Below are 12,652 nucleotides of genomic sequence, written 5' to 3'. Positions count from 1 at the left end.
CTTCTACAGTCCTCGGCGCGGCGACGCGTCCAGACCGTTCATGAACGGGTTGGTGGCGCGCTCGCGGCCGATGGTCGTCTGGGGGCCGTGGCCGGACAGCACCACGGTCGAGTCGTCGAGCGGCAGGCACACACGGGCCAGCGACTCGAGGAGCTCGGCGTGGTCGCCGCCGGGCAGGTCGGTACGTCCGACGGAGCCGGCGAAGAGCAGGTCGCCCGAGAAGAGGACCGGCGGAATGTCCGCGGCCTCGGGCATCCCGAACGTCACCGACCCCTTGGTATGGCCGGGCGCGTGCGAGACGCCGAACTCCAGCCCGGCCAGGGTCAGCTTCGACCCGTCGGTCAGCTCCTTGACGTCGTCCGGCTCCCCCACGGTCAGCTCGCCCATGAGCGGCATCCCGATGGAGCGGCCGAGCGCCTTCTCCGGGTCGCTCATCATGTAGCGGTCCTCGGGGTGGATCCAGGCGGGGACGTCATGGGCGCCGCAGACGGGGACGACCGAGGCGACATGGTCGATGTGGCCGTGGGTGAGCACGACGGCGACGGGCTTGAGCCGATGCTTCTTCAGCGCTTCCTCGACGCCCTGGGCGGCCTGGTGGCCCGGGTCGATGATCACGCACTCCTCACCGGCGGCGGGGGCGACCAGGTAGCAATTGGTCCCCCAGGCCCCGGCGGGGAACCCGGCAATGAGCACGATCGTCCTTAATGTTCGTCCGGAGGATGCGGCAGCGGCGAAGGATGCAGCAGATCAGAGCCTACCGGCGCTCCTCATGACACAGGTAACCCATATACGGTACGGGCAGCCCAGCCCCGAATCCCACGACGTACCCCCGACGTCACGACGTAACAAGGAGCCCAACCGGTGTCCAGCAGCGAACAGCGGCGGCGGCAGCTCGCCCGGGAGAAGTTCGAGCGCCAGCAGAAGCGCCGGGAGGAAGCCCGTCTCAGGACGAGGCGCATCACCGCGATCGTCGCGGCCTCGGTGGCCGTGGTCGCCGTCGTCGGGGTGAGCGCGTTCGTCGTGGCGGGCAAGGACGACGGCAAGGACGACAAGAAGACCGACGCGGCGGCGAGCCAGAGCCCGGAGCCGACGCCCTCGGAGAGCGAGAGCAAGGCTCCCCTGCCGCCGATGAAGATCGACAAGAAGGCGACGTACACGATGTCGCTGGGGACGAGCCAGGGCGAGATGGCGTTCGCCATGGACGCGGCGAAGACCCCGCAGACGGTGAACTCCTTCAAGGCGCTGGCCGACAAGGGCTACTTCGACGGGACGAAGTGCCACCGCCTCACCACGCAGGGCATCTTCGTCCTGCAGTGCGGTGACCCGAAGGGTGACGGCACGGGCGGTCCCGGCTACAACATCCCGGACGAGAACCTCACGGCGCTCGGCAAGGCGGGCGACGACGGCACCGTGACGTTCCCCGCGGGCACGGTGGCGATGGCCAACACCGGCCAGCCGGGCACCGGCGGCAGCCAGTTCTTCCTGGTCTACAAGGACACCAAGCTGCCCCCCACGTACACCCCGTTCGGCAAGCTCGACAAGGACTCCCTGAAGAACGTGGAGAAGGTCGGCGCCGCGGGTGTCGAGGGCGGCGCGGGCGACGGTGCGCCGAAGAAGGCCGTGGAGATCGAGAAGGCGACCGTGAAGAAGAGCTGATCCGGCCGCACGGCCCCGGGACGCCTCGCGTACCCCGGGGCCGCCGGGCGGGAGCGGATAATTTCGGCCGCGCGGAGTGCGGACAGCCGGGTGGCCGGTCGCCTAGATTGGCGTTGTGCAGGGCGGGCGAGGCCCGCCCGAGGAAACTGTGGACGATGCCCGGGGGGCGAACCCCCTCGTAGGCATCAGGTGGAGGAGGCGCTGTGAGCAGCGACCCGTGGGGCCGCGTCGACGAGACGGGCACCGTGTACGTGCGTACAGCCGACGGCGAGCAGGTCGTCGGATCGTGGCAGGCCGGTTCGCCTGAGGAGGCTCTGGCCTATTTCGAGCGCAAGTACGACGGCATTGTGGTCGAGATCGGCCTCCTCGAACGGCGGGTGAAGACCACCGATCTGTCGGCGAAGGACGCGACGACCGCGATCGACCACCTGCGCCAGCAGGTGGACGAGCACCACGCGGTGGGCGACCTGGACGCGCTGCGCAAGCGGCTGGACGCGCTCGTGGCGACGGTCGAGGCGCGGCGTGAGGAGCGCAAGGTCCTCAAGGCCAAGCAGACCGACGAGGCCAAGCACGCCAAGGAGGCGCTGGTCGCCGAGGCGGAGGAGCTGGCGCAGAGCGAGCAGTGGCGGTCGGCCGGTGAGCGGCTGCGGGCACTGGTGGACACCTGGAAGGGTCTCCCCCGCCTGGACCGCAAGTCGGACGACGAGCTGTGGCACCGCTTCTCGCACGCCCGCTCGGCGTTCTCCAAGCGGCGCAAGGCCCACTTCGCCGCGCTGGACGCCCAGCGCGAGGACGCCCGTAAGGCCAAGGAGAAGCTGGTCACCGAGGCCGAGGCACTGTCCGGCTCCACGGACTGGGTGACCACGGCCGCGCGCTACCGCGACCTGATGACCGAGTGGAAGGCGGCGGGCCGCGCCCAGCGCGAGGCCGAGGACGACCTCTGGAACCGCTTCCGCGGCGCCCAGGACGTCTTCTTCGCCGCCCGCAGCGAGGTCTTCGCGGAGCGGGACGCCGAGCAGGGCGAGAACCTCAAGCTCAAGGAGGAGCTCGCCGCCGAGGCCGAGAAGCTGGTGCCGGTGAAGGACCTGAAGGCGGCCCGCGCCGCGTTCCGGTCCATCAACGAGCGCTGGGAGGCCATCGGCCACGTACCGCGTGACGCCCGGCCCAAGGTCGAGGGCCGGATGCAGGCGGTGGAGCGGGCGCTCCAGGAGTCCGAGGAGTCCGAGTGGCGCCGGACGAACCCGGAGGCGCGCGCCCGCGCCGCGGGTCTGACCGGTCAGCTCCAGGCGGCCGTGGACAAGCTGCGCGGCCAGATCGACACCGCGCGCGCCCAAGGCAACAACGCCCGCGCGGACAAGCTGGCCAAGGAGCTGGAGGGCCGCCAGGCGCTGCTGGACCAGGCGCTCAAGGGCCTGGAGGAGTTCGGCGGCTGATACGGCTGCACGGCTGTCGAAAGGCCCCGGTACGCGATGCGTACCGGGGCCTTTCCGCGTTGCCGCTGTTACGGCCTGCGGGCCGAGTGCCCTTCTTACGGCCTGCGGGCCGACGTGACCCGGTAGACGTCGTAGACGCCCTCCACGCCTCGTACGGCCTTCAGGACGTGGCCCAGGTGCTTCGGGTCGCCCATCTCGAAGGTGAAGCGCGAGGTGGCGACCCGGTCGCGGGAGGTCTGGACGGCCGCCGACAGGATGTTCACGTGCTGGTCCGAGAGGATCCGGGTGACGTCGGAGAGGAGCCGGGAGCGGTCCAGCGCCTCGACCTGGATGGCGACCAGGAAGACCGAGGACTGGGTGGGGGCCCATTCGACGTCGAGGATCCGCTCGGGCTGCTGCGAGAGCGACTCCACGTTGACGCAGTCGGCGCGGTGCACGGAGACGCCGCTGCCCCGGGTGACGAAGCCGATGATCGGGTCGCCGGGGACGGGCGTACAGCAGCGGGCGAGCTTGACCCAGACGTCCTCGACGCCCTTGACGACGACGCCGGGGTCGGCGTTGGCGCGGCGTTTACTGCGGCCGTGCGAGGGCGGGGTGGACTCGGCGAGGTCTTCGTTGGCCTCGTCGTGGCCGCCGAGGGCCTGCACCAGCTTCTGTACGACACCGGCCGCCGCGACATGGCCCTCGCCGATCGCCGCATACAGCGAGGAGATGTCGGGGTAGCGCATCTCGTGGGCGAGGGTGACCAGGGAGTCGCCGGTCAGGATGCGCTGGATCGGCAGGTTCTGCTTGCGCATGGCCCGCGCGATGGCGTCCTTGCCCTGCTCGATGGCCTCGTCGCGGCGCTCCTTGGAGAACCAGGCGCGGATCTTGTTGCGGGCGCGCGGTGACTTGACGAAGCCGAGCCAGTCCCGGGAGGGTCCGGCGCCGGCCGCCTTGGAGGTGAAGACCTCCACCAGGTCGCCGTTGTCGAGGGTCGATTCGAGCGGGACGAGCCGCCCGTTGACCCGTGCTCCTATGGTCCGGTGGCCGACCTCGGTGTGGACGGCGTACGCGAAGTCGACGGGGGTCGCGCCGGCGGGCAGCGCTATCACGTCGCCCTTCGGCGTGAAGACGAAGACCTCGTTGCGCGAGAGGTCGAAGCGCAGGGACTCCAGGAACTCGCTGGGGTCCTCGGTCTCCTTCTGCCAGTCCAGGAGCTGGCGCAGCCACGCCATGTCGTTGACGGTGTCCTGGCCGCGGCCGGTGTTCTTGGGGACGTCGGTGCGCACCTTGGAGGCGCCGGCGACGGCCTCCTGCTTGTACTTCCAGTGCGCGGCGATGCCGTACTCGGCGCGGCGGTGCATGTCGAACGTACGGATCTGGAGCTCGACGGGCTTGCCGCTGGGACCGATCACCGTGGTGTGCAGCGACTGGTACATGTTGAACTTGGGCATCGCGATGTAGTCCTTGAACCGCCCGGGCACCGGGTTCCACCGGGCGTGGACGGTCCCGAGCGCCGCGTAGCAGTCGCGGACGGTGTCGACGAGGACGCGGATGCCGACCAGGTCGTAGATCTCGGCGAAGTCGCGGCCTCGCACGATCATCTTCTGGTAGACGCTGTAGTAGTGCTTGGGGCGGCCGGTGACGGTGGCCTTGATGCGGGCGGCACGCAGGTCGGCCTGGACCTCGTCGGTCACTATGGCGAGGTATTCGTCGCGCTTGGGGGCCCGCTCGGCGACGAGGCGGACGATCTCGTCGTACATCTTGGGGTAGAGGATCGCGAAGGCGAGGTCCTCCAGCTCCCACTTGATGGTGTTCATGCCCAGCCGGTGTGCCAGCGGGGCGTAGATCTCCAGCGTCTCGCGGGCCTTCTTCTCCTGCTTCTCCCGCTTGAGGTAGCGCATCGTGCGCATGTTGTGCAGGCGGTCCGCGAGCTTGATGACCAGGACCCGGGGATCCTTGGCCATGGCGACGACCATCTTGCGTACGGTCTCGGCCTGGGCGGCCTCGCCGAACTTGACCTTGTCGAGCTTGGTGACGCCGTCGACGAGGAGGGCGACCTGGTCGCCGAACTCGCGCTTGAGGGTGTCCAGGCCGTACTCGGTGTCCTCGACGGTGTCGTGCAGCAGCCCGGCCATCAGCGTGGCCGGATCCATGCCCAGCTCGGCGAGGATCGTGGTGACGGCGAGGGGGTGCGTGATGTACGGGTCGCCGCTCTTGCGCTTCTGGCCGCGGTGCCAGCGCTCGGCCACCTGGTAGGCGCGCTCGATCTGGCGGAGGGTGGCCGTCTCGATCTTGGGGTCGTTGCCCCGGACCGTACGGAGGAGAGGCTCCAGAACCGGGTTGTACGGGCTGGAGCGCTGTACACCCAGTCGGGCGAGGCGGGCCCGCACGCGGTTGGAGGAGCCGCCGGAGCGGGGGACGGCACCGGCCGGGACGGCGGGCTTCACGGGGGCCGGGGGCGTCGGGGCCGGGGGCTTCGGCTGCGGTGCGGCGGCCGGTCCGGCGGGGGGCTGGGCCTTCGGCTGGGGGCTCCCGGGCGTGGCCGGTTTCGTCGCTCCGGAGGGCTCGGCCGCGTCCTGGGGGCGCGTGGGGCGTGCCTCGGGCTCGGGGGGCGCGGGCTTCGGCGCGTTCGAGGGCGCGGCCTTCTGGGGCGTGGCGGGGGACGCCACGGGCTTGTCGGGCTGCGGGGCGGCGGCTGACTGGGCCTCGTCTGGCAAGAGCGCTCCTCGTGCGGATCCGGGGTACCCGGAGAGCCCATGGTAACGATCCCCCGGCGGGACCTCTCCCGGGGACGGTGGAGCTACGACAACGAAGGGCGGGCACCCGGATGTTCCCAGGTGCCCGCCCTTTCCGTTCGGAGGTTCTCAGACCGTGATCAGCGCTTCCAGCGGAGCGCCCCGCAGCCCCGGCTCCAGCCGGGCCCGGCCCGACAGGAAGCCGAGCTCCATGAGGACTGAGACGCCGGCGACCTGGGCTCCGGCCCGCCGGATGAGCTCCAGCGAGGCCTCGGCGGTGCCGCCGGTGGCCAGGACGTCGTCGATGACCATGATCCGGTCCTCGGGGACGAGGTCCTCGGCGTGGATCTCGATCTCCGCGCTGCCGTACTCCAGCTCGTACGCCTGGGCGAGCGTGGCTCCGGGGAGCTTCCCGGCCTTGCGGACCGGCACGAAGCCGATGCCCGCCCGGATCGCGACGGGCGCGGCCAGGATGAAGCCGCGGGCCTCCAGGCCGACGATCTTCGTGGCGCCGTGCCGTACGCACAGCTCCGCGAGGGCGTCGGTGAGCGCCGTGAAGGCCACCGGGTCCGCCAGCAGCGGGGTGATGTCCTTGAACACCACACCCGGCTTCGGATAGTCCGCGACATCGCGGATCCGGCTGAGCAGCAGCTCCCTGGTGGATTCGGTGGTGCTGGTCATCAGCGCTTCCCCGGCGTGCGGCCGTGCGAACGCGGACGGCCGATGGCCGTGCCCGCGGTCGCGGCGTCCTCACGCGGCTCCTCGGGACCGTTGTCCTCCGGGGACTCGCCCCGGGCGGCGGCGGCCGCGCGCTTGGCCAGCACCCGCTTCTTCAGGGCCTTCATCTGCGGCTCGCGCTCCTTGAGGTCGGCGACGAGCGGCGTGGCGATGAAGATCGAGGAGTACGCACCGGCGGCGAGGCCGACGAAGAGCGACAGCGAGATGTCGTTCAGCATGCCGGCGCCGAGGACACCGCCACCGATGAACAGCAGGCCGGCCACCGGCAGCAGCGCGACCACCGTGGTGTTGATCGAGCGGACCAGCGTGCTGTTGATCGACCGGTTGGCGATCTCGCTGTACGTGAAGCGGGTCTGCTTGGTGATGTCCTTCTGGCCCTCCTTGAGGCTGTCGAAGACCACCACCGTGTCGTACAGGGAGTAACCGAGGATGGTCAGCAGACCGATCACCGTACCCGGGGTGACCTCGAAGCCGACCAGCGCGTAGACACCGACCGTGATGGTGATGTCGTGGATCAGCGCGATGAGGGCGGCGACGGCCATCCGCCACTCGAAGGCGATGGCCAGGTAGACCACCACCAGGATCATGAAGACCCCGAGCCCCGTCCAGGCCTTGTTGGCGATCTGCTCACCCCAGCTGGGGCCGACCAGGTCGGCGTTGATCTCCTCGGCCGGGATACCGAGCTCGTCGGAGAGGGTCTCCTTGATCTCGTTGGCCTTGGCCGTGTCGACCTCGGTGATCTGGATACGGAGACCACCGTTGCCGAGCTCCTGGACGATGGCCATGTGGCCCGAGGCCTCGGTCGCCACGTCCGTCGCCTGGGCCGTGGAGATCTTGGCCTTGGTGTCGGTCGTGAAGACCGCGCCGCCCTTGAACTCGATGCCCATGTTCAGGCCGCCGACCGCCACGGCGACGATGGCCGTGATGGTGATCAGTATCGAGACGCCGTACCAGATCTTGCGGTTGCGGATGAAGTCGTAACCGACCTCGCCTCGGTAGAGCCGGGCGCCGAGATTGCCGAGTCGCGACATCTCACGCCTCCTTCGGTTCGGTGGAAGCGCTGACACGGCGCGAGCGGCGCAGCGGTGGCTGGGCGCCGAGCCGCTTCGGGTCCAGACCGGACCAGGATCCGCCCTGGGAGAAGAACTTGGTGCGGCCCATCAGCGTCATCAGGGGCTTGGTGAAGAAGAACACCACGACGACGTCGAGCAGCGTGGTCAGGCCGAGCGTGAACGCGAAGCCCTGGACCTTGCCGACAGTGACGAGGAAGAGCACCGCGGCCGCCAGGAACGACACGAAGTCGGAGACCAGGATGGTGCGCCGGGCCCGGGGCCAGGCGCGCTCGATGGCCGGGCGCAGGGTGCGGCCCTCGCGGATCTCGTCTCTCACGCGTTCGAAGTACACGATGAAGGAGTCCGCGGTGATACCGATGGCGACGATGGCGCCACAGACCGCCGGCAGGTTCAGCGCGAAGCCGATGGCCGGGCCCAGCAAGGACATGATCGTGTACGTCAGGATGCCGGAGACCAGCAGGCTGAGCAGGGCGATGAACGCGAGCCCGCGGTAGTAGGCGACCAGGTAGATCACGACCAGCGCCAGACCGATGCCGCCGGCGATCAGGCCGCCCTTGAGCTGCTCGCTGCCGAGGGCGGCGGTCACGGTGGTGACGCTGACCTCTTCGAAGGTCAGCGGGAGCGCACCGTAGGAGAGGATGTTGCCGAGGTCCTCGGCCGACTGCTGGTCGAAGCTGCCGGAGATCTGGGCGTTCTTGCTGAGCGCCGTGCGCACGGAGGGCGCGGAGACGACCTCACCGTCGAGGACGATGGCGAACTGGTTCATCGGAGGCTGCTGCTGCGAGAGCCGGCTGGTGATCGTCTGGAACTTCTTGGCGCCGGCGGAGCTGAACTCCATCGACACGATCCACTCACCGGTCTGCTGGTCGATGGCGCCCTGGGCGTCGTCGACGTCGCCGCCGGAGACCTCGGCCGGGCCGAGGATGTACTTCTCGTAGCTGCCGGGGACGTTCGAGCCACAGGCGACGATGGAGTCGGTGGGCAGGGCGTCCTTGCCCGCCGCCGCGCGCTGCTCGGGGTCGGCGCAGTTGAGCTTGGTGAACTCCTCCTGGAGCTTGGCCGTCGCCGGGTCCGCGGAGGGCGATGCTTCGGGAGAGTCGGACGGCTTGGGCTCGGCGGAGTTGGTGGGCGTCGGGGTGGGGGCCTTCTTGAGGCCCTCGCTGACCGCACGGCCCTGGGTGGTGGCGCTCGGGGAGGGAGTGGCCTCCTCGCCGGTGGCCTCCTCGCCGGTGGCCTCCTCGCCGGTGGCCTCCTCGCCGGTGGCCTCCTCGCCGGTGGCCTCCTCGCCGGTGGCCTCCTCGCCCTTGCCCTTGTCCTTGTCGTCCGACGTGGCGGACTCACCGGGCTTCGGCGTGGCGCTGCCCGAAGGGGTGGGGGAGCCGGAGGACGCGGGCTGCTCGGGGCCGCTCGCCGCCACCGTCAGAACGGGCCGGAAGTAGAGCTGGGCGGTCGTACCGACCTGCTCCCTGGCCTGCTCGGAGTTGGTCCCCTTGGGGATGTTGACGATGATGTTGTCGCTGCCCTGGGTCTGGACCTCTGCCTCGGAGACGCCCAGACCGTTGACGCGCCGCTCGATGATCCCGACCGCAGTGTCCATGTTGGTCGGGTTGATCGCGTTCGGCTTGCCGGGCTGGCTCTTCGCCTTGAGCGTGATCGACGTCCCGCCGGCGAGGTCGATGCCCAGCCTCGGCGTGGTGTGCCCGGACAGGAACATCCCGCCGGTGAGCGCGACCATGGCGATGAGGATCAGAACCAGGGCACGCCCCGGCCTCCCCTGACCGCCGGACGGCCCTCGGCCCTTCTTGGGTGCTGCCACCTTCTCGTTTCTCCCTGTCCAACCGCCCCGCGCCGGGTACGCGCCCGAGCGGCCACGAAGTGTTGTGGGGACCCGCCCCCGCAGACGACCTGCACGGTCCCGGGGACGCCGCGCGCCGGTGGGCGCGCGACGTCCCCGGGATCGTGAGAACTACTTGGTGTCGGCCTCGCCGTCGGCCTTGCCCTCGCCCTTGGCGTCCTTCGCGTCCTTGGCCGCCGCGTCCTCGGTCCCGGTCCCGGCGTCCTTGTCGGCCGCCTCGTCCTTGCCCAGGTCGATCTTGGCGATGTCCGCCTTGTCCGCGTCCGGCTCACCGGTCAGCGAGGAGGCGTCGTCGGGAACGACCGTGCCGTCCGCGTCCAGCTCCTCGTCGTCGCCGTGCACGATGCGGTTGTACTCCGCGTCGTCCAGGACGGCACCGACCGCGTTCTTCGCGTAGATGGCGTGCACGCCGGGGGCGACCTCGAGGAGCACGGTGTCGTCGTGGACTTCCTTGACGGTCGCGTACATGCCCCCGATCGTCCGGACGCCGGTGCCGGGCTGCATGTCGTTGCGCATCTGCGCGGCCGCCGCCTGCTTCTTCTTGGCGGAGCGGGTCATCAGGAACATGGCCCCGATGAGCACGATGAAGGGGAGGAGAGTCAAGATATCCACGGGACGGGAATTCCTTCGCACGACCGCGCTGGAATGCGGCCTGTATTTACGGGGGTGGGTACACCGACCTTTAAGGGCGGCATCGGCGGAGTCTAGATGAGTCCGCATCGTTGGAACAACGCCCAGCATGGCACCGGGGTTCCTGTGCGCGCGAACCTGTGACACATCACGCCCCGAACAGGCCCTCTTGTCCCCTTACGCCGTGCTGCGGCGGGACGAGCCCCAGGTGCGCCCAGGCCGCAGGCGTGGCCACCCGCCCGCGCGGGGTCCTGGCCAGCAGTCCTTCCCGTACGAGGAAGGGCTCGGCGACCTCCTCGACGGTCTCGCGCTCCTCCCCCACGGCGACCGCGAGGGTGGACAGGCCGACCGGGCCGCCGCCGAAGAGCTTCAGCAGGGCGCCGAGCACCGCGCGGTCCAGCCGGTCGAGGCCGCGGGCGTCGACCTCGTACACCTTCAGGGCCGCGGCGGCGATCTCCCGGTCGATGATGCCCTCGGCCTTGACCTGGGCGTAGTCCCGGACGCGGCGCAGCAGGCGGTTGGCGATACGGGGGGTGCCCCGGGAGCGGCCGGCGATCTCGGCGGCGCCGTCGGCGTCGATCTCGACGTCCAGGAGGCGGGCGGAGCGGTGGATGACGCGCTCCAGCTCGGCGGGGACGTAGAACTCCATGTGGCCGGTGAAGCCGAAGCGGTCGCGCAGCGGGGGCGGCAGGAGTCCGGCCCGGGTGGTGGCGCCGACCAGGGTGAACGGGGGCAGTTCGAGGGGGATGGCGGTGGCGCCGGGGCCCTTGCCGACGATGACGTCGACGCGGAAGTCCTCCATCGCCATGTAGAGCATCTCCTCGGCGGGCCGGGACATGCGGTGGATCTCGTCGAGGAAGAGGACCTCGCCCTCCTGGAGCGAGGAGAGGATCGCCGCGAGGTCGCCGGCGTGCTGGATGGCGGGGCCCGAGGTGATCCGGATCGGGGCGTTCATCTCCGCCGCGATGATCATCGAGAGGGTGGTCTTGCCCAGGCCCGGGGCGCCGGAGAGCAGCACGTGATCGGCGGTGGCCCCGCGGGCGCGGGCCGCCTTGAGGACCAGGTCGAGCTGTTCGCGGACCTTCTCCTGGCCGACGAACTCCTCCAGGTCCTTGGGGCGCAGGGCCGCCTCGACCGCGGTGTCCTCGCCGTCCGCGTCCGCGTCGACCAGCCGGTCGTCGAAGACGGTCCCGGTGGGCTCGTCGGTCTCGGGTCCGGTCTCGTCCCAGTTCATTCAGGGGCCTCTTCGGTGGTTCGGTGCCGGTCAGCGTGCGCGGTTGAGAGTCTGCAGGGCGGCCCGCAGCAACTGCGGCACGGGGGGTGCGGTGCCCTCGGCGACGGCGGCCTCGGCCTGCGGGGCCACGGCGCTGACGGCCTCCTCCGCCTCGCGGCTCGCGTAGCCGAGGCCGATGAGCGCGGCCTGGAGCTGGTCGCGCCAGCCGGCGGCGTGGGGTGCGGCGACGCCCTGCTGGCCGATGTGCGCGCCGACCGGTGCGCCGAGCCGGTCCTTGAGTTCGAGGAGCAGCTTCTGGGCGCCCTTCTTCCCGATGCCGGAGACGGCCGTGAGGGCCTTCTCGTCGCCGGTGGAGACGGCGAGGCGGAGCGCGTCGGGGCTGTGGGTGGCGAGCATGGCCTGGGCGAGCCGGGGACCGACGCCGCTGGCGGTCTGGAGCAGCTCGAAGACCTGGCGCTCGTCGTCGTCGGCGAAGCCGTACAGGGTGAGGGAGTCCTCGCGGACGACGAGGGAGGTGGCGAGCCTGGCCTCCTGGCCGAGGCGCAGGCCGGCCAGGGTCTGCGGGGTGCACTGGAGGGCCATGCCGATACCGCCGACCTCGATGACGGCCGTGGTCGGGGCGAGGGCGGCCACCGGGCCGGAGACGAAGGCGATCATGCGGTGGGGCCTTTCAGCGTGCGGGGCGTGCGGGATGCGGCGGGTGTGCGGGATGCGCCAGGGGTACGGGAGATGCCGGGCGTGGGCTGCGTACGGGACGCGCCCAGCGTGTGGGGCGCTCCTGAGGTGCGGTGGGCGGCGACCGCCTGCTGGAGCCGGTTCTGTGCGGGTGCCCGCCAGATGTGGCAGATCGCGAGCGCGAGGGCGTCGGCGGCGTCGGCGGGCTTGGGCGGCGCGTCCAGCCTCAGCAGCCTGGTCACCATGGCACCGACCTGTGCCTTCTCCGCACGGCCCGATCCGGTGACGGCGGCCTTGACCTCGCTGGGCGTGTGCAGGGCGACCGGGATGCCCCGGCGGGCGGCGCAGAGCATGGCCACCGCGCTGGCCTGGGCGGTGCCCATCACCGTACGGACGTTGTGCTGGGCGAAGACCCGCTCCACGGCCACGTAACCCGGGGAATGCTCGTCCAGCCACTGTTCGATGCCCTGCTCGATGGCGACGAGCCGGTCGCCGAGCTCCGCGTCGGTGGGGGTGCGCACGACGCCGACGCCGATCATGGTCAGCGGGCGGCCCGCGACCCCTTCGACCACGCCGACACCGCACCGGGTCAGCCCCGGGTCAACCCCCAGAACCCGCATGGAGCCCCCCCCCCTGTC

The 12,652-nt window shown here is 70.6% G+C and carries 11 protein-coding genes; 2 read left to right on the top strand and 9 right to left on the bottom strand.

Annotated features, from left to right (window positions below):
- Positions 1-3: 3 nt before the first annotated feature.
- The gene (locus R2B67_RS31155) at positions 4-693 is read right to left on the bottom strand and encodes an MBL fold metallo-hydrolase (protein WP_237324940.1); all 690 of its coding nucleotides are present in this window, start codon (positions 691-693) and stop codon (positions 4-6) included.
- Positions 694-861: 168 nt separating this feature from the next.
- On the opposite strand from R2B67_RS31155, the gene R2B67_RS31150 reads away from it, so the two are divergent.
- Positions 862-1,656, top strand: a complete 795-nt coding sequence (locus R2B67_RS31150; protein ID WP_317822615.1) for a peptidylprolyl isomerase — start codon at positions 862-864, stop codon at positions 1,654-1,656.
- Between the two features lie 203 nt (positions 1,657-1,859).
- Positions 1,860-3,089 (top strand): DUF349 domain-containing protein, encoded by a 1,230-nt coding sequence (locus R2B67_RS31145; RefSeq protein WP_018515224.1) that lies wholly within the window; start codon positions 1,860-1,862, stop codon positions 3,087-3,089.
- A 95-nt stretch (positions 3,090-3,184) separates the two neighbouring features.
- Here R2B67_RS31145 and R2B67_RS31140 read toward each other — a convergent pair whose 3' ends face one another.
- The 8 genes from R2B67_RS31140 to ruvC form a co-directional block, all read right to left on the bottom strand.
- Positions 3,185-5,791 carry a RelA/SpoT family protein gene (locus R2B67_RS31140; RefSeq protein WP_317822613.1) on the bottom strand — a complete coding sequence of 869 codons (2,607 nt, stop codon included), beginning with the start codon at positions 5,789-5,791 and terminating at the stop codon, positions 3,185-3,187.
- 147 nt (positions 5,792-5,938) lie between these two features.
- Entirely contained in the window at positions 5,939-6,490 is a 552-nt protein-coding gene (locus R2B67_RS31135) for an adenine phosphoribosyltransferase (RefSeq protein WP_018515226.1), read from the bottom strand.
- Positions 6,490-7,578 (bottom strand): protein translocase subunit SecF, encoded by a 1,089-nt coding sequence (gene secF / locus R2B67_RS31130; protein ID WP_317822612.1) that lies wholly within the window; start codon positions 7,576-7,578, stop codon positions 6,490-6,492. Before secF ends, R2B67_RS31135 begins: the two co-directional genes overlap by 1 nt.
- A 1-nt stretch (position 7,579) precedes the next feature.
- Entirely contained in the window at positions 7,580-9,436 is a 1,857-nt protein-coding gene (secD, locus tag R2B67_RS31125) for a protein translocase subunit SecD (RefSeq protein ID WP_317822611.1), read from the bottom strand.
- Positions 9,437-9,586: 150 nt separating this feature from the next.
- Positions 9,587-10,087, bottom strand: a complete 501-nt coding sequence (yajC, locus tag R2B67_RS31120) for a preprotein translocase subunit YajC (RefSeq protein ID WP_317822610.1) — start codon at positions 10,085-10,087, stop codon at positions 9,587-9,589.
- A gap of 166 nt (positions 10,088-10,253) precedes the next feature.
- Entirely contained in the window at positions 10,254-11,339 is a 1,086-nt protein-coding gene (gene ruvB, locus R2B67_RS31115; RefSeq protein ID WP_018515230.1) for a Holliday junction branch migration DNA helicase RuvB, read from the bottom strand.
- A 30-nt stretch (positions 11,340-11,369) separates the two neighbouring features.
- Positions 11,370-11,996: a Holliday junction branch migration protein RuvA gene (gene ruvA, locus R2B67_RS31110; protein ID WP_018515231.1), complete on the bottom strand. Its 627-nt coding sequence runs from the start codon at positions 11,994-11,996 to the stop codon at positions 11,370-11,372.
- Positions 11,993-12,634 (bottom strand): crossover junction endodeoxyribonuclease RuvC, encoded by a 642-nt coding sequence (ruvC, locus tag R2B67_RS31105; RefSeq protein WP_026242062.1) that lies wholly within the window; start codon positions 12,632-12,634, stop codon positions 11,993-11,995. The genes ruvA and ruvC overlap by 4 nt, the downstream gene beginning before the upstream one ends.
- Between the last annotated feature and the right edge of the window lie 18 nt (positions 12,635-12,652).

Origin of the sequence: Streptomyces cyaneofuscatus (assembly GCF_033109485.1) — a bacterium.
Taxonomy (GTDB): Bacteria; Actinomycetota; Actinomycetes; order Streptomycetales; family Streptomycetaceae; genus Streptomyces; species Streptomyces cyaneofuscatus.
The sequence above is the reverse complement of the archived record's forward strand: the minus strand, read 5'-3'. Positions and strand labels throughout refer to the sequence as shown.